General features: G+C 36.1%; 14 protein-coding genes and 8 pseudogenes. 8 read left to right on the top strand and 14 right to left on the bottom strand.

Annotation, left to right across the window (positions count from 1 at the left end; translation table 11 throughout):
• The 3 genes and pseudogenes from KTI79_RS18775 to KTI79_RS18765 all read left to right on the top strand — a co-directional run.
• Positions 1-117, top strand: a pseudogene (locus KTI79_RS18775) (type II toxin-antitoxin system Phd/YefM family antitoxin); the annotation flags it as partial.
• Between the two features lie 255 nt (positions 118-372).
• Positions 373-582, top strand: a pseudogene (locus KTI79_RS18770) (type II toxin-antitoxin system RelE/ParE family toxin); the annotation flags it as partial.
• Positions 569-856, top strand: coding sequence for a helix-turn-helix domain-containing protein (locus KTI79_RS18765; protein WP_032056224.1), 288 nt, complete (start codon positions 569-571; stop codon positions 854-856). The pseudogene KTI79_RS18770 and the gene KTI79_RS18765, both read left to right, overlap by 14 nt.
• A 283-nt stretch (positions 857-1,139) precedes the next feature.
• Here the strand turns inward: KTI79_RS18765 and KTI79_RS18760 are convergent, their stop codons facing one another.
• From KTI79_RS18760 to KTI79_RS18700, 13 genes and pseudogenes are all read right to left on the bottom strand, one after another.
• Positions 1,140-1,364, bottom strand: a complete 225-nt coding sequence (locus KTI79_RS18760) for a hypothetical protein (protein WP_016653391.1) — start codon at positions 1,362-1,364, stop codon at positions 1,140-1,142.
• A 38-nt stretch (positions 1,365-1,402) separates the two neighbouring features.
• Positions 1,403-1,945: pseudogene (locus KTI79_RS18755) on the bottom strand (hypothetical protein); the annotation flags it as partial.
• Positions 1,946-1,984: 39 nt separating this feature from the next.
• Positions 1,985-3,300, bottom strand: a pseudogene (locus KTI79_RS18750) (terminase).
• Positions 3,284-3,825: pseudogene (locus KTI79_RS18745) on the bottom strand (DUF2280 domain-containing protein). Before KTI79_RS18745 ends, KTI79_RS18750 begins: the two co-directional pseudogenes overlap by 17 nt.
• A gap of 59 nt (positions 3,826-3,884) precedes the next feature.
• A complete protein-coding gene (locus tag KTI79_RS18740; protein WP_032056222.1) occupies positions 3,885-4,526 on the bottom strand; it encodes a putative metallopeptidase in 642 nt (213 codons plus the stop codon).
• A complete protein-coding gene (locus tag KTI79_RS18735; protein WP_032056221.1) occupies positions 4,495-4,962 on the bottom strand; it encodes a hypothetical protein in 468 nt (155 codons plus the stop codon). The genes KTI79_RS18740 and KTI79_RS18735 overlap by 32 nt, the downstream gene beginning before the upstream one ends.
• 61 nt (positions 4,963-5,023) lie before the next feature.
• Entirely contained in the window at positions 5,024-5,479 is a 456-nt protein-coding gene (locus tag KTI79_RS18730) for a hypothetical protein (RefSeq protein WP_005071565.1), read from the bottom strand.
• 662 nt (positions 5,480-6,141) lie between these two features.
• Positions 6,142-6,378, bottom strand: coding sequence for a hypothetical protein (locus KTI79_RS18725; protein WP_000152660.1), 237 nt, complete (start codon positions 6,376-6,378; stop codon positions 6,142-6,144).
• Positions 6,379-6,570: 192 nt separating this feature from the next.
• Positions 6,571-6,753 carry a hypothetical protein gene (locus KTI79_RS18720; RefSeq protein WP_032056219.1) on the bottom strand — a complete coding sequence of 61 codons (183 nt, stop codon included), beginning with the start codon at positions 6,751-6,753 and terminating at the stop codon, positions 6,571-6,573.
• A gap of 66 nt (positions 6,754-6,819) precedes the next feature.
• Positions 6,820-7,290, bottom strand: a complete 471-nt coding sequence (locus KTI79_RS18715; RefSeq protein ID WP_032053360.1) for a hypothetical protein — start codon at positions 7,288-7,290, stop codon at positions 6,820-6,822.
• A 215-nt stretch (positions 7,291-7,505) separates the two neighbouring features.
• On the bottom strand, positions 7,506-10,706 hold the full coding sequence (locus KTI79_RS18710) for a site-specific integrase (protein WP_032056216.1): 3,201 nt from the start codon (positions 10,704-10,706) through the stop codon (positions 7,506-7,508).
• Between the two features lie 4 nt (positions 10,707-10,710).
• The gene (locus tag KTI79_RS18705; RefSeq protein ID WP_086375729.1) at positions 10,711-13,065 is read right to left on the bottom strand and encodes a hypothetical protein; all 2,355 of its coding nucleotides are present in this window, start codon (positions 13,063-13,065) and stop codon (positions 10,711-10,713) included.
• On the bottom strand, positions 13,052-13,543 hold the full coding sequence (locus KTI79_RS18700) for a hypothetical protein (protein ID WP_228132283.1): 492 nt from the start codon (positions 13,541-13,543) through the stop codon (positions 13,052-13,054). The genes KTI79_RS18705 and KTI79_RS18700 overlap by 14 nt, the downstream gene beginning before the upstream one ends.
• 277 nt (positions 13,544-13,820) lie before the next feature.
• Between KTI79_RS18700 and KTI79_RS18695 the strand changes: the two genes are divergently transcribed.
• The 5 genes and pseudogenes from KTI79_RS18695 (at position 13,821) to KTI79_RS18680 (ending at position 17,690) form a co-directional block, all read left to right on the top strand.
• On the top strand, positions 13,821-13,988 hold the full coding sequence (locus KTI79_RS18695) for a YhfG family protein (protein WP_068555624.1): 168 nt from the start codon (positions 13,821-13,823) through the stop codon (positions 13,986-13,988).
• A 12-nt stretch (positions 13,989-14,000) separates the two neighbouring features.
• Positions 14,001-14,597 carry a putative adenosine monophosphate-protein transferase Fic gene (locus KTI79_RS18690; protein ID WP_032053367.1) on the top strand — a complete coding sequence of 199 codons (597 nt, stop codon included), beginning with the start codon at positions 14,001-14,003 and terminating at the stop codon, positions 14,595-14,597.
• A gap of 349 nt (positions 14,598-14,946) precedes the next feature.
• Positions 14,947-15,199, top strand: a pseudogene (locus KTI79_RS19160) (DNA polymerase V subunit UmuC); the annotation flags it as partial.
• A 920-nt stretch (positions 15,200-16,119) separates the two neighbouring features.
• Complete coding sequence (locus KTI79_RS18685; RefSeq protein WP_032053371.1) at positions 16,120-16,425, top strand: helix-turn-helix domain-containing protein; 306 nt, start codon at positions 16,120-16,122, stop codon at positions 16,423-16,425.
• A pseudogene (locus tag KTI79_RS18680) lies at positions 16,425-17,690 on the top strand (type II toxin-antitoxin system HipA family toxin). The gene KTI79_RS18685 and the pseudogene KTI79_RS18680 overlap by 1 nt, the downstream one beginning before the upstream one ends.
• A 57-nt stretch (positions 17,691-17,747) precedes the next feature.
• Here the strand turns inward: KTI79_RS18680 and KTI79_RS18675 are convergent.
• Positions 17,748-17,852 (bottom strand): annotated as a pseudogene (locus KTI79_RS18675) (IS5/IS1182 family transposase); the annotation flags it as partial.
• Positions 17,853-18,119 lie beyond the last annotated feature (267 nt).

The raw sequence follows: 18,119 nt of genomic DNA, 5'->3' as shown, positions 1-18,119 counted from the left end.
GGACAACAAATGGTTTATGATCTTTTGGATATTAATCAGCTCACTGGTCAACCGATCAAACACATGCTTTTGAACCCCAAAGGTGTATTTGAAGAAGTAAATGGACAAGAAAAATAGCTTTTGAGGATATTAGCGGATTCGAGATTAGAGACAAGCTGATTTAAAAGTCATCTTATATTTATATTCGTTGCACAATGAGCTTTGATTTTCGTGAAATAATAGGAAGTGAAAACATTTTCGTAAGTTAAGTAGCCCTGATGACATAGAGTTGACTAAGTTTATTGAAAATTACAAAGAACGCTTGGATGTCTATAGAACTATATTAAATAATGCACTGGGTAAAGTAATAGACTCACCCCCGGCGCAAACTTAGGAGAATCTCACACATTACCAATGAGTAAAGGACTATTTGAGTTGCGCTTAAAATCTCAAGAAGGTATTGCTCGTGTTATGTATTGCACACTAGTCGGTAAACGCATTGTAATGCTCCATAGTTTTGTTAAGAAAACCCAAAAAACACCTAAGCAAGATCTAAACCTAGCACTTGACCGCATGAAAGAGGTGAAAAATGCGAACATATGAAGAAATGAAAGCACTTGCATTATCTCGTTCAGCAGTGCGTACCGAATACGAACGAATTGAACGTGAAGAAATGCCCTTGCTCGATATGGTACTTACTGCACTTCGAGAGGCAGGTCTATCCCAAGCGCAAATCGCGGAACGCATGGGAACAAATGTACCTGCCGTTTCACGGCTAGAAAAAGCATTGATCACAGGCAAACCATCACCATCTATTGCCACATTGCAAAAATATGCAGCGGCAATTGGTAAACATGTTGAAGTGCGTTTTGTCTAAATAAAAAAGCACCCTAGGGTGCTTTTTACCAATTCACTAATCAATCAACTTTACACATTTAGCAACAACATCCTGTGCCTATAGACCCTTATCTTTGAAATTACTGTTATACGCACGATCAATATCTCTTAAGCCTTCTTGAATTTCTGCTTTTGATGCATTTTTGTCTGTTAGTATTTCATTCCTTAAGCTTTCCTTGGAAACCCCTTTAAGCCTTGCATCCATTATAAGAGACTGATTATATGCATCCTTTACACACTCATTGCGCTATTTTAAAGATAATTTATTTGGAGTGCAGTGTGCTTCCCAAATTATTGCAAATTGAATAACCACCGTAGCTATTCTTAGAATTTACCTCTCCGCAATATCCTTTTATATTTTGGAATTGGGCTGAATCAGGATCTTTTAAGGTGCTTAAGATAGCTTCTTTTGACTCTTTTTCCACCTTTGAGCAACCATTAATCCCTACCAAACCAAGAACTAAGCTTAAAAAAATAATCTTTTTCATATAATATCAACACCTTAAAATTAGCTAATAATCCTGTTATGGCCAAATTCATCTTCACTATTATCAAATTGCTCCACGAGCACCAAAAGCTTTAAATCTTTTCGCCCACCAATGCTGTTTTCCTTCCAGTTAATGATTGAAAGCGCCTCATAAAGCGCAAAGTAAGGAACCCCATTGGAATCAACATCCACTAGCAAACCACAACGACCAAATACTAGAAGTTCAAGACAAATTCTAATGAAGAGCTGTTTAAGGCCAAATCCATCATTAGTTGCATTAGCGATAAGTTCTTGAAGCAAAGTACTTTCGATCACAATATTTGGCTGTAGCTTAGAAACCAAACCAATCATCGTACGTAGCGAATCTTGAACCCATAATGGATACTGAGCACGGCTTAGATAAGCTTTATAGATCTCTCCGGCAGTATCACCCTGCTTTTCTGCTTCAATCATGCCAGCCGATTTAGCTAGGTACTTTGTCTGAGCCTGTTTGATCTACTCTTCGCCGACAACGGCGTCACGCATAATCTGCCAGCTTTTTTGTGCAGCAATATACTGCGGATGTTTATCAGTAACTGCCATAAAAACACCAATAAAAAAGCACCAAAAAAGGTGCGTTGTTTAAGACATCCCGCGAATCCTACGAACTCCAACAGATTTTTGTCGATCGGGAATAAATAAGCGATTGGATATGTACCGGCATCATTCATATGGTCAAAACCAGCACTTTTATCTGGCTGCCCATAATCATCATAGATTTGTCGCTCTAAGCATTTAGTAAAGTGAGGACATTTAACAACATTCACAAATAATCTGCGCTCAGCCAATGTATTACACAGCATACCGTTCATTGAGTTAATGCGGTCTTTTACTGCTGGATTTCGACTATTCACAAGAACTTTAAAACCTGCCTTTCTTAATAAAGCCAGATCTGTCTCACTAGCATTACTCGACTTTCGATTCTCACCTGAAGCATCGGGATAAACTGCAACCTCGTGATTAGGATATCGCTCTTGGATAGCCTCAATCATTGCTGGAGTATCGAATAGATTAAAGAACTCATCTACCGCATGCATATGCTCACCACGGCGAACATATACCACAGCAGCCATTTTAGTTACGTTGAAGTCCATTCCCACATGAAGAACATCATTAACCTTAACTGTTTCACTTGATGCACTTAGCAACCGGTTAAAACAATAGTAGATGACACCTTGATAGCTCTCAAAGCTTGCTTCATGTTCCTGACTAAATGTCTTAGGATCCATTTTGCGTTTAGCAACAATGATTTCAAACTCAGGAATATTTCCACCTTGTAATGAAGTGTAAGAAAAGCTTTTACAGTCTGGTTCATGCCCTGGCTGACCATCCATGAATGTGTCATAACAATGGTTAAAGCCTTTAGGCATACCAATTCTTAAAACATGGCCACCAACTCGCTGTTCGCCGTTCACCATATACTTACAGGTAGAAAGCATCGGGCGAAGCACTTCTTCCCATGCAGCCCATTTACAGTCGGCCCATTCATCAATAATTAAGAAAAATAAACCAGATCCACGAAGGTCATCATAGTTATCTAGACCAACGACACGGATAATATGGCCACTTCTTAAAGTAATTGAACATTCAGTTTCATTAGGCTTATCAGCTCGCCAAGATGCTGGAATAGCTTGTTTTAGTCGCTTCCAGAAAACCCGTTTTGCTTGCTTAAAGGTAGGCGCTGCATACCAGATTTCATCCTCTACCGAAACATTCCATTTAGCCGCTAGTCTTGCGGCTCTTCGCATTTCCGCTTTGGCCAAGAATGTTTTACCGAAACGTCGGCCACAAACATCATCACGTAATCGGGCTTCTTTTTGCCAGCCCCACAAATAAATATTGGCTTGCTTAGGCGTTAATTGAACTGAACCTTCTGGAGGATTAAAGCATTGGCTCATTTGGTATCTCCTCATCAGGATTCAGCACAAGCTTGTAATCCTCTTCAGGTGGATTTACCTCACGTTGTAACTTCAGAAGTTCAAGTTTTTTAATCTCAAGTTCTACTTCAGCTTTAGTTTGGTTCGCTTCAGAATTACCACCTTTATTATTTTGTTCCCCCTTCTTCTCATAAAACCCTTTCATGATCTTTTGTATTTGGTCCACGATCTTAATTGTCATGGTCACATTGTTTTTTTAGTCCAAAGCAAATCACTTAAAATCTTCAACTGAACAATGTCATTTGCTCCACTGATTTTATTTAGTGGCTGACTCAAATACTCTTCCCGTGTATTTTCGAAAATTTCTTTGAGTTCCTTACTTAAGTCTCTCCCAGCAAACTTTGTAGGGTTATATGACTCTACCTGCTGTCTCGAAACATCAATGTCAAATTCCTCCTTGACGAGACTTACTGTTTCTTGAGGGGTGTTAAACACAGCAAGCGATTGTACAATAAAGAGTTTCTGCTTTTTGTTTAATGTCGCCATTTCTCTCTATCCGTCAAGGTACGTCAAGGAAACATGGCAAAAAAAATGAGCCAAAAGGCTCAGGTAATTACACAGTTTCCACAGCATTTAGAAATATCTAAATCAGAAACAAACGGCGGGTTTTTAGCGATTTCAACAAGCCGCTTAACACTGTCATTAGCTCCCCAGCGCTTAACAACACCGATGAACTCTTCCACATCGTGGCCAGCTAAATAGTGCTTTGGTAAGCCAGTATGATCGCTGTAAATAATCTCACCGTCCGAATCTCGCTCTACACCAATGTGATAGAGCTCATGTTCAAACAAAGCACAAAACTCGTTATCGTTTGCCTTTTCACAAAAGCTTGCATCGATAGTGATTAAGTAAATTGGAACAAAACCGAACCAATCACGCATTTGCTGTTCTTGACGGGCTTTCTTCCAGCCGCCTTGTTGAAACATAACCTTTTCACATTGGCCGAGCACCATGCGCTTAGCTCTCGTATAAGCAGTAGAAGCCCATGCAAAAGCCAAAAACTCCTCATTGTCATGAAGCATCTCAGCGATATGGTCATGATCTGGATTATGTAAAGGTCCACCAAGTGTAAGAAAATTAGCAACTACCCAATTTTTTAAATCAGACGCAGGTACTATGCGAATTGCTTCCTCTTCATCTGCTTGGTCAATAAAATCAGTTGGAGGAAATGGTCTGATCTGATCCATTAAATATTTGCCTCTTTAAATTTTTTAGCCATTCACTAGCGTATTCAGTCCGTAACTGCAAAGGTCCAGACTCATCAATGCGGCATCTTGAAGCTGTCTCTATGCGAACTACGGTGTAGCCCATCTCTTCAGCCACATCGTAACGATCAAGACTACAAGCTTTATTTTTAAGTTTGCCCTTACGACCGCCAGACCATGGACCACCCGCAATTTCAACTAGTATTCGATACTCAATTAAATGAAAGTCAAACCGCCAGTGCTTAGTAGACTTAAACTGAAATTTCTTTTCATATTTAATTTCCAGATTATCTAAAGTTTCAGTAAATTCTTCTTCTGCCTCTAGATATTTTTGTGTAGGCTTTGGCAGTGGCCAGCTTTTAGGTTTAGTTTTAGGTTCTTTTTTCCGAGTAAGCCAAAAGTATTCTGTAGAATCCATTATTCTTACCCATAAAAAAAACCGCCCTGAGGCGGTGGCTAAACTCACAGGCAATATAGTATTACTTCTTAAAAGTTGACTTATAGAGCTTTGAATTAAAGTAATCCGTAATTTCTTTACCTTCGGTTTGAATTTTTTCCTCATTTAAAGGTAAAAAATCTAATTCAGATTTCAAGCTCATATACTCTGGAATAAATTTCTTTATAGGCGGAGGTGGTTTAGGTCCACCTTCTGTAATTTTTTCGATAAATCCAGCTAACCATAAAATATACTCACCTTCTGAATTATGAGGAGGAATCAAACTCACATCTATTTTTACTTTACATTCATCTAATGGTCTACTGAACAATTCAACAAAATCAATAAAATTAAATTTTAATTTAAATTCTGTTCCCTCAATTTCTCTGCGTATACATGTCATAAGTAAGTTCATATTTTCAATACAGTCATGTGAAAATAATTCCTCATCTTTAATTTTGTTATAAACATTTTCCGCAAACATGAGATACTGTGGCATTTCAGCAGCTCCTCATTTTTATAAAGTATTTTTTCTTAAGGTAGTCCTATTATAACAATGTTGCAACAAGAAATTTTCCATTTTTTAGTTTAAGGAATTTTTTAAAATTATAAAGACGATTAGATTCAATAAATTAGTACGAATAAAAGCTAGGAAAGTTTGATTTTTCTAATGAGCTTTGAAATGGATTATTGTGTTTAGTTGATCAATTTAAAAAGCTTGCCTAGTAGGCAAGCTCCCCCTTTTTGATATTTGCGCTGATCAACAAGGTTTAGTGTTACCTACAGCAACACACTGATAATACAGAAATATTTAAAAATAAAAAAGCCCACTTCCTATTTTTATTCAGAAATGGACTTAGCGAAAAAAAACGCTTAAACCTGAAATAGGAAATATCTATTCGGAAATATCTCCAACTTCATATTGGCATAATATTTAAGCACTAGCAATAGGGATTGAATTAAAAATATCAAATATTCATATTTAAATAGATAAAGATTTCTTTTTTTAAATGGTTTTATTTTTAGCCTACATAATTTTTTTACTTATCAAGACTTATAAAGAATATGTGTCCATCAATAGGTAATACTTAATAATGTCTTATGTGCAGTAACCATTAGGCTCTAGAGAGTAAGAACTCAAACTGACTAAAAATAAAATAATTAATTTTCAATATCAATGATCATATACTGCAAAGTTAAGTATATTCCAACTTCTCCATTGTTGAGTGCCTCATATAAGTCTTCATCAACGAAATCTCCAGATTCATCATATAGCCATTTATGAATTTGAATAATTTGTATATTCCCTTTTTTGTCTATTCTTGCTATTGGGTCTATTACGGACCGAACTATCACCTTCTTCTTCGTCTCAACATCAAGCAATGTGATAATTGTCATTTTAAAATCCTTATAAATATCCTGTATAACAACTACGCTCAATCAATAAAGATTTTTATATTTAAATTACTCAAATAGCAATCTTTTCAATCTAAAAAATAAATAAAAAACACTTTAATAGTATGTGCCTATTAGAAAAGGTACCTTAAATATTCTACTAGCAATAAAAAACCGCTTTAAGGGCGGTTCATATTATTCATCAATCTGATCATGCAGTTTTTTGATAAACTCTATAAGCTTTTCTTTACTTGCATCATTAATTGCAACTAAACCAATACTTGCTGCATTATTTAAAACCGCTACTGTTATATCGCTTTTCGCTTTGATTTTCGCACTTTCAACCACCGCATCATATTCAATATTATTCATTACCATTTGTTAGTTTCTCATTTTATAAAGTGAGAGACATTAATAATATGAAATCAGCAACTATTCAAGCACCTACTTAAGATCATCAGGCGTTTCCAAATAACACCCGTTTTTATTACAGAAAGCATGAATGTCGTTTAAGTATTCGGTTAATTGAACTGTACTTGCGTCTGTAGTGCTCATTAGCTCACATAGGCCACTTGCTACATCTTGGTAGAGAGGATGCTTAGAATCTTTCAACTCTCTTACAGCCTTGAATGTTTTCTTGTATTGGCCAACGTCATCGCAATCATAGATTTTTGCTAAGAAGTTTTTCTTAAAGAACAGATGCTCGTAATCTTTATCTTTACCTTGACGTTTAGCCCATTGATTAAGCCACATCCAGTACAAACGGTTTTGAGCCTTCGAACGATCTTTCTCTTGTGGTGCGATCAATACAACTAACGGCTTCCCTTCATTCGCTGCCTTAGCATGATTCACATTAAGAAAGTTAGTTACTGGTGAAATGTCGCAATGGTTCTTAACAACATGTCGGAATTCCATTTTGACCTCGCAATAAAAAACCACCCGTGGGTGGCTTGATTTTTTTTGATAAATTAATCAACAGCTCAAAAATGGGTAACTGTCAGATCGAGTTTGGACTACAACACTTTAGCTCATCGATTTACCAAAGCGCTAATCTTCACACTATTGTTTAAAATCCAGTAATCAAACTGTGATGCTAAAGCTTTTAAATTCCCCTTTTTAATCTGCTTAGGCTATTTTAACCATAGTTCATCTTCTTGCATGATTTTTAACATTAAATTAAATATAACCAGTAGAGTAACATTTTTTTTATTAGGGCCAACAACTCTTTGAAAACTAAATTTAACTGTTCTCTCAAGCACTTTCAGATTAACTGGATAATTCTGTTTGTCTAAATTTAGGTGATCTCCAATAATTGGCTCTATACCAGCAATAAAATTAGCAATTTGTTGCTCATCATCTTTCTTTATGCATTGAAAATGTAGAAAGTTTTTACGTAATTTTCCAAATAATAATAATACCTTAAGTGCATTGACCACGTTCAACTCTTTAGGTATATCTTTCCCCTTATCATGTTGGTTATGCAAATCAAGGAGAGGAATTATTTCATCAGAACGTGTCAGTTTCTTAGCTTTGTCGTAAAGCTCATCAAACCAACCCACATCTAAATTTTTATTACTAACATAATTCGTTTTTAAATTAAAATTTTTGGGGTCCATCCATTTAGTGCTCATAAATTGACATCGCTGCATCCATTCTTGTGCTTGAATATCTTCGCTTGAACGGCCATCTCTTAAACTTATCAAACGTTGAAAAGGCGTCAGAGTACTCTTCTCGATACTAAACTTCTTTTCTTGTCGACCAGCAATCATAACTGGCTGTGTTTGCTGATAAGAGTTAAACCATTTCTGCTGCTGAGTATAACGATTTAAGTTTATGTACTCTGTACTTGAATTCACTGGACCAAAACACTGTTCTAGGACTTTTTTTGAAATGATACACGGCGAATTGTAAATTCGATCGACTGCTAATAAATCCAAAACATGAAGATAATTTGAAGCCGTTTGTTCAATACTGCTATGCCCCATCCAAGAGGCAAGCACCTGCCATTTATGTTGAATAATCTCTTCATGAGCACGTGCTTTAACACCAAACAATAAATCACGCATCTTTTTTGCTTTTACCCAAGGACAATCTGTATATGTTTTAATCATTTCTTTTGAACCCAGCAAAGTTATTGCTAGATAGTTAGCAGCACTGTGGCGCAACGTATGAAAACTAAAGCCATGATGCATACCTAATATTTGGTTAAACAACTCTACTGTAATTTTGCTGATACATTGATCAGTTAATACACGATGATTAACACTAAAAAGTAGATCATCCTGCTGATTAAACAAATATTGTTCATAACGATGTTGTATGTAATGTTGTACTACTAAAAACTCATGTTCTGACAAGGCAATTTTCAATGGTATTTGACGATTTGCACTTTGCGTTTTCAGACGGCGATATGAATTGTTCTGAATATGAAGCGTGATATTATTAAAAGCTGTATTTTCTTTTTCTTTATAAAGTAACTCTGGGCAAATAATATCTTGTATTTTAAGACAACGAACTTCATTTAATCGGAGTCCAGTTCTATAACTTAGTAAATACATCAGCTTTAAACAACTCAGATGATCGACCCACTCTGATGCCGTTGGCTCTTGACTTAAATGTTCTAGTTTTTCCAATAGCTTGCCAAATAACAAAGGGCTTACTAGGCGTGCATTGCAAATTTGTAAATGCTTAAAACTTGAATTCTGTAACACCAATACCTCTGGTGCATTAAAATTATCTATACAAAATTGATGAAAATCTTTTAGGCGACCAAAACGGTATTCTGCTGTTTGGTGCATCTTACGAGAGGTTTTTCCTTTAACAGCTTCACGTTGAGTTGCTTGTGCATCTCGTTCACTGCTATATTTCAACAACTGTCGATATAAATCTTCATAATCATCAATGGATTGTTGCTTTAGATCCAATTTATTAAGCCAAATTTCAAATATAAATTCTTTAGCAAATGATCCTAAGTAGCTTTCAATAGTTGATAATTGAAGCCCTCTTTTTTTTAAATGCACTAACCAGTGAATTAAGCGTAATTGGGCTTCAATTAAAGACTTTTCTTCCGTATTTGCATCACGCATCTTCTTCTCTAACACCCTTCTGATTTCTTGCCAAAAACGTAGCGTGCGTTCTTCTTTATTCCTCTTTTTATCTAAGCGCTCAACTTTTTGACCTTTACGTTTCTTTTGATCAAACAACATCAACTCATACGGAATCGTTTGTAATTTGCTTTGAGCCGTCGGAACTTCAGGATGTAACTGCTCTTGTTCAAAATGAATAGGGCTATTCTCTAGTTCCATGACTTGATTACGTTCATTACTCCATAGCAATCTAAATTCGGATGGCCGTAAGGCGACAGTATTAATCTCTTGCTGAAGTACATTACTTAAAAATATATCTAGGCTAAGGATTGGATTAAATTCAAGTACCATTTGCACATCATTAAATGCACGAAATCCACGGCGTTTAATTTGATATTGCAGATCGCCCAAACTTTTGTTTCGTCCCATGCGACTCAAGCTTTCCAGAATACAATCTTCAATTGATTGTTGCAGACGATATTCTTTATGAGTAGCTTTCAACTTTTTTAAATATTGCAAGATGAACTGAGCATATGAGTTAAAAAAAACATGCTTCCATTGGTACAACTTTCTCAGTTCTACATCGTTGCCATATTGAGAGTTTTCAACACGATAATGTAGTAACAATGGATTAGTGATTTTTTTGTAGTCCGAATGGTATAACCGAAAACAATTCAGATCTGTACCAAGCTCAACGGCCTCCTGCAATTGCTGCTGAATAGCAACCAGATGCTGTTCATCTGCACAGCCTGAAATATATATAAAACTTAAGCATAAATCCCCCCACAAATATTTAGGGTCATCCCAATATCCAAGTGAATCTTTCCAATATGCTTTCAAAGCGTTGAGTACCTGGGCATGTAACTGCCCTTGTTTTAACCGTGACTCCGTACTCTCAATTTTTCTAGGCAGTACGATCCGTTTAGTATGTGGATTTAGCCTAATTCTGTATGATTTTTTATCTACATTCTGGTTGAATTGCCTTCTTCTTTTATTAAATTCATCTTCAGTAAATTGCATCAGTTTAGATTGTTCATCTCGGCTCAATTTTTGACTCAAACAATCAACACTATCTTTAATGTCATGCCATTTTTCGGCGATCTGCTGATCAAGTTTTTGCTGCATGTCTTGCGTCAATACTTCAGGTGAAGAAGGCTGTCTTTCTTGCGACTTTTTCACCAATTTCTGAATATCAACAAATAGATCGTCTAGTTGTGGTTTTATTAGTTCTTTGATTTTTTGCATGCAACTATTTTCGCTCTAAGTGTTTAATCGATAAAGATTTGACATTATCTTGCAATTGCTGGCGGGCTTGCTGTACATAGACATTTGGAATAAGTGAAGAATACGGATGAAAAGCCTCTCGGTCACGTTGGTCATGACCATAAAGAGCCTGAATTAAATGGAATGCTAAAGCAGTTTTTTTTTCTTCTTTTTCTTCTTTTTCTTCTGCATACATCAAAAAATTCATATCAAAATGACGTAACCAATTCGAATACATTTTTTTGGGAAAGACTCCTTGCATATATGTATTTACCCAGATCCTTGATAACGGGATTAACTTAATCCGTTTACTCTGCCACTCTCTAATAGTCATCGGAAGATTCTCTTTACTAAAAATGACCTTGCCAAAAAGATCATTTACAGTAATCTTCTTCTTTGCAAAGACTTGTCTAAAAAATGAGCCGTACGCTTCAATAATTTGTTCTAAAAAGGCTGTGTAATTTTGCAGTGTTTTTATGAAAAAATCAGATAAAGGGATAAAACGACCATCTTTTCTTGCTTTACTATTTCTTTTATCGTTTACATATAAAAGCTTGAGCTCAACACAATAATCATCCAAATTCCCCAACAGGTTTTTTTTAGGCCGACTTGCCAAACTCAACAAGCTGATATGCCACATCCAACACGCATATGCATTAAGTTGATTAATAATGTGCTTATCTTTTTGGATGTTTTCGTGACAATGTCTATGTAAATTATCGAATTGCTCTCTCACAAAATCGGGTTCAAGTGCCAGTTGGCTCCCTATCCTTCCTATAGATAATGCAGATTGCACTTGGAATTGTTGTCGCAATATTTTGAGTTCAGCCGTGTCTTCAGTAAATTGCGAGGAATGTGGTGTAAGTGCTGTTTCTACAAAGGCTAGATATGTGCTACTGAGTTGAGTTTTCGGTAGCCCTCCATAATAGATATCAGGCATGTGATGCTGACTATCCCGCCCAGCAATTACATGAGCAAGATATTCATTATATGTTTCATAATATATATGAAAATATAATTGAGCCTGCAGTTTTTCAACAGTGATCGAACCTACAAACCGATTATCAAGCCAATTCTTAAGTTTGGTATTAATGTGTGTTGAAGAAATTAGTGGATTCGATGCTTGTTCTATATAGTCAAACCAAGCAGAAGGTAAATGTAGTTGATGTGTTATCACTTCATTCCATCGCACATGATTTAAGCTCTTAATCTTCTGCTCTGTAATTGTAAGATTTAATTTTAGTAAATATTCGCGACGTCTACTTGAACCATTTTGGATCAACGTACCCTCCTGAATAAGGTCATTAAAATTCATCAGTGCAACGGGTGATAATCCCGTCAATAAAGACAATAAACAGGCAGCAGCGATCGCCGCATTCCTCGGTCGTCCTGATAATTCAGCTCTTAGCACATAAACAATTTGCTTCAGTATATCTGGCGCCAAATAATGTGGATTTGTAATAAATGGCGCATGACGGCGTTGGCGATGCCGCGTGTAATACGCAGCATAATCACTAATTAAATGATTAAAATTTTTAGTTTTTTCATCTTCAGAGTATAATTCTACTTCAGTGTCCAATAACTCAATTTCACCATCTTCATCTTTGTAAAGAGAGGCATCATAAAAACTGATCTTTGCGTTATGTCCGATATCTTCATGCTTACCTGCTTTTATTTCACGAAATTTTTTGAGTTCATTTCTAGTTGGCCATTTCAAAACTTTGCTTTTTTTTGACTTACGCTGACGATGAACAACACGACGATCATCTAGTCTTTTAAAAATTATTAATAGAGCCGATAAATACTCTATGACTTGTACTTGTTTGAAATCTTTAATATTAAAAAGTTGATTACGATCCTCTTTTTTCAAATTACGTTCGTACGTGACATAACAATTTAGCAGCTTACTACATTCATGAAATAATTCAGCATTATTAGAATCCAGCACATATCGTGAGACATAGCGTAAAAGGTCACAAACATGTTTTTGCTTATTCTCAGCTTTATCAATTTTTGCAAATTCTTGATACTGCCGATATGTTAAAAAACTCGCTTGTAGAATCAAATAACGTTCAGACGACAGCTCTTGAGTATTACTAGTAGTCGGACATGCAAAATAACTTAAAGAAGCTAGAAAATAATATTTACCTAATTGTCTAGAGCTAGATATATAGCCATATATCTGTTGCGCTTCCTTATATAGAGCATGGGCTTTTTCACGTAAATCATCTGATAGATCGACAAATTGTGTATTCACAACATGATTGCGTAATAAGCAATAATCGTTTTGGAATTTTTCGGCTAAATCTAAAAATTGCTCTTCTGCTTCAATCTTCGGCATATTCATTTTCGCTTAATATTTTTATCACGCTACATTGTTTAAATTCATTGTGATCAGAACAATTTGGTAAAAGTTGATCCTTTATTGAATTCTTTGTTAGCTTAAAAAATCTTGCAAAAAATTTAGCACCCAGTTCTTTCTGAGCTTTTCTTTCAAAGCACAAATGTTGTTGTGATTTTTCGATAAAATCATCAAGATTATGTATCAACTGTAAGATTGCAACATAATTAGAATGCACACGTAAGCCTGGCTCCGTTTGCATCAATAGCAAGATTTTTTGCCAAATTTTAACATAGATTATTTTGAACTTTGCTTGTACTACTACTTTCTGACTCTGTTTAATCTTTTTGATTTTCAGTAGTTCTGAGTTAATTTTTACTATCTCAAGTTGAAAATTTTTTCGGTCAAAGCAAAAGGGCATGATAAATTGCCCCATAAAAATTTCTATATTTTTTACCAAATAGTCAAATTTTAACATTTTTATCGATATAAAAAATGAGCATATCTTTGTATATGAAACTTCATTTAATTTATCAACTAAATTTTCTCAAAATTACAATTCTCAACAAATACATACGGTTTACTTATCTAGGGCGGTCTAAATTTTAAGAATTCTTCCAATTTTTTTTAGTTTTCTGTTATTACATGAAATAATACCGTTGTATTACATTTCGATATGCTGTGTATGCAGCATTGATCAAAAAGATTCTCTGCTATACTTATTACGTCACGTGTAGCATCAATGGAGTTTAGAAATGCTCAGAACCACTGAACAGAAAAGAAAATATATTCAAGCGACACGTTCGCAAAACTATCAAGCCAGCCTAAAGCTTGAAGGCATTACAACGACAGCTCAAACAACTCAACAGAATAAAGCTGAAATCTTGCAAAAATATAAGAAGTATTCGCAACCCGAATCTTAGTCAGGTGCATGTATGGATAAATATGGGGAAATGGGTGACAGCCTGTATTGTTACCCTGGCACAAATATCCTAAAAAATAAACTCAATATTCGTGATGAACAAATTTTAGAACAAGCTGAACTGGAACTGTCTGGATTAGCAAGTAGCCTCATTGAATATGCTGAACCACCTTACGACTTACAATACTTAAAATCAATTCATGCGCAGCTCTTTGGCGACTTATACGACTGGGCAGGAAAGTTAAGACAAATCGATATTTCCAAAGGTGATACCCGTTTTTGTAATTTTTCCCGTATTGAAATTGAAACTACTAAATTACTTAAACCACTTCAAGAAAAAAGGTACTTTCAAGGCTTAGCATCACAACAATTGATCCCTCAACTTGCCGACTTGTATTGTGAGCTTAATGTCATACACCCATTCCGTGAAGGCAATGGACGTACACAACGGATTTTCTTTGAGCATCTGATTGCTCATTGTGGTTATGGTATTGATTGGTCTCGCATTGACTCTCAACAACAATGGATTCAAGCCAATATTGAAGGTTTTTATGGTAATTTAAATCCATTAATTCAGATTTTTGAAATATGCTTTATTCAAAATACCTAAAATTTAAGTAGTCGGGGCCCACAATCCTTAATAAGCCATTATCTTTGCTTCATTCCACTGGTTAATTTACCCAATAAACCAACAAACACGATTCTTAGAAATCTTAATACTCTTCGGGTAATTTAGGATCGTAATATTCAGATTACTTATCTAGAATTGAATAGATCGTTAACTTAGATAGACTTTTAAGCAATGTAACTTGCCGCATATTTATCAACATATGTCTCAAAAAAGTCTGCCTATACATAGATTTATGGCGTTTAGTGCTTAAATTTCAGATTAATCTTCGTCTGATGACCGGAATGGATGTTACAGATTACATGCAGGTGAATTGCTCTGTGGCTGTATCATGGCTTTTGTGTAATCCAATCCATTTGATCCAAATGTTCTCTTTTGCAATAAAGCAGCCTCTTCTGCTTTTCCTGAACCAACGAACTATGTCATTGATTTGATCCAATCGACAACAGTGATGCTGAATCAAATCTCCAAAGAAGGGATTAAATGCAAGAAATGTGGTAAGAAAAATAGGGGATGGAAGTTATTATCCATCTAATTGGAACCAGCCCATGAGTCGAGATCAGTTGAGTAAGTATCATTTTAAGTATAAGAGAAGGATGGCTCACCTCACTTCTCCGAATAACAACGCTATGCTTTTCAACCCAAGTTAGATATTAGCAACTACATTTCATTCTTCATCATGCTAGTCTTATAGCATGTAGACAATTACTACATCATTTGCATTCAATGCTCAATACAGCCTGTCAGCAGAACCGCAGGGATACTTTTTTCCGTGCATACATGTAGTGTTTAAATCCATTCATTTTTCAATGATGCTCTACCGTTTATCACATTTATGGTCGATCTTTAACCTTGTGAAAAATGCACATACCGATCCCTTCAAACTGTCAAATTTATGTATACATGACATTTAAAGAAAATTATCTGATCAATTTTTTAGGTAAAATTCCTTAAGAAAAAATTTATTATTATTCATAACATCACTAACAGCCACATAAAAACAATAATTTAATAAATTATTCTTCCAATTTTTTTAGATTTAGTGTTATTACCTCAAAATCCATGTTTGCCGCCTTCTATTACATAAATAATTTAGAAGTATCCACGATATAAATTGCTTGCCCTTACACCTCTCCCCCTCTCACGCCCAAAAAATTCACACTAAAAGGCAGACTAAGCCCGTACGAGTTACATATCCCCGCATGCTATGTTGAAAGCATTTAAGAAAATATCCTCAATATTTATAAGATTTTTAAAATATGAACTACTTTTCGAAGAACCCTTTCTAAGTAATGTGACCAAAAAGAAAAAATTAAATACTGAGATTTTCTTATCAACAATCAGTCAAAGTACATCCTGATGAATTTCTGTAACCGATACCCAAAGACCATACCTACCTTCCGATGTGCTGTGCAACAAAGCCCTCCTCAACCACACTATAGCTATAGATTAATTCCATTATTTTGTGATTTAATTAAATTATTAAAGTTTAAGACCCAATTTAATGGATTTATATTTCACTAAACCCGAAGAAGTTGTGACTCTTTTAAGTGAGCGTTTACGTAAGCAACGACTCTTTCAGGAGCTGTCTCAAGCTGAGGTTGCAGCACGCGCAGGTGTCGGCGTGAATACGGTTTCGAATCTTGAAGCGGGACGAAATGTATCTGTTGAAAACTTAGTACGAATCGCGATGGTCTTGGGCCGATTAAACGAACTTCAGGAGCTGTTCCAACCTCAGCTTAACAGTGTAAATGACATTTTACGCTATGAGAGTCAAAGTAAGCGACAGCGTATTAAGAGGAAGGGATAATGCTCAATAGACTTAATGTTTATTACAACGGTTGGGGTGAAACTTGGCTGTGGGGAACGCTGATTAGTTCAACTGCCACAACTGGTAGACCCAACATTGCTTTTGAATATAGCCCAGAAGCAATACAGCGAGGTGTTGAGCTCTCTTCTTACTTACTCCCTTTAAAAGGTCTACCATTCAGACAGGGTTTTCCTACTCATCAAATGGGACTCCCAGGTCCAGTCTATGACGCTTTACCAGATGGTTGGGGCTTGTTGTTGATGGATCGATATTTTCGAAAAATTGGACTGAATCCAGCACGAATCGGCCCTTTGGAACGTCTAACTTATATTAGCACCCATGCAATGGGGGCCCTCTCCTTTGAACCCTATGTCGCAGAGATGCAAACTTCAGAGAATATCCCCCTGCCGCAATTGGCACAGGAGGTCCAAGAAGTCCTCAAAGGAGAAGGTGGCGAATTTTTACAACATTTGCTGGTCATGGGGGGCTCCCCCCAAGGTGCCAGACCCAAAGCATTGGTTTACTGAGATCCTGTCAATTTAGAGTTTTCGACTCAAGCTTCTAATCAACATGAAGCCTGGCTGATTAAGTTTCCTGCTCAGCAAGAGCACCCTGAAGTCTGCGCCATTGAAGCCGTCTATGCAGAATGTTTGCGACTTTGTGCAATCGAGACTCCAGATACCTATTTCTTTAATTTGCCCAATGGTTTAACAGCTTTTGCTTCTAAACGATTCAACCGTCAAAATGGCATGCGGATTCCAATGCAGAGTTTGGCTGCATATACCGGAGCAGACTATAAAGTTCCAGGTAGCCTAGACTATCGCAATTTTCTCCGGGCAACTTTGATGTGTACGCAAGATGTGCGAGAAAGGAAGCATGCTTTTAAACGTGCTGTGTTTAATGTACTTTTCAATAATCGGAATGATCATACCAAGAACTTTTCATTTCTCATGGCAAAAAATGGTCAATGGAAATTAGCTCCAGCCTATGATGTGACCTTCTGTGAAGGTCCAGGTGGTTATCATCAAATGGACATTATGGGAGAAGCGCTCAATATTTCCCGAAATGACATACATAAACTCGGTACTTCAGAAGCGAATCTGACTACTCTAGAAGTCGATGAGATCATCTTAGCCATGCGAGAAATTGCACTTCAATTTAGTCAAATTGCGCAGCGCCTGTATCCCAATCAAATTCGAGAACCTACCCTACAGATGATTCAATCACGAATTCAACAAAATATTGATTTTTTAACGGCAACGTAAATGGAATCCAAATTAAGAGCATGCTCTCATATTCAAATAGGGTTTGAGCTAGTACAGAGTTTTAGGATCAAACCAAATCGAAATGTTTCCTCGATTAATTAAGGCTTGATTGTATTTGGACCAGTTGATTGTACGGTAGATATTTGGTGTAGGCTTCTTCATTCGGAAATTATATTGCTGAATTAGACCTTACGAACAGCTTTGTGCAACAAAGCCGATTTTATCGCTTTAGCGCCTTAACTTATTTAAGTGGCGTAACCTACATAACTTATGTATCCTATTTAAGTGACGTAAGTTATAGCACTCTTTGTCAGGAATCTGTCCACTTATTCCAACGATGATGCGGATTGCCGCATTGACTTAAATCACCAGTGCTCAGTGCTATAGTCATCATGTTGCTTTTATCACTTTAGCGCCTTAACTTATTTA

Source organism: Acinetobacter sp. WU_MDCI_Abxd143 (assembly GCF_025514195.1).
In the GTDB taxonomy this organism is placed as follows: Bacteria; Pseudomonadota; Gammaproteobacteria; order Pseudomonadales; family Moraxellaceae; genus Acinetobacter; species Acinetobacter pittii_H.
This window is presented reverse-complemented; position numbering and strand designations above follow the sequence as displayed.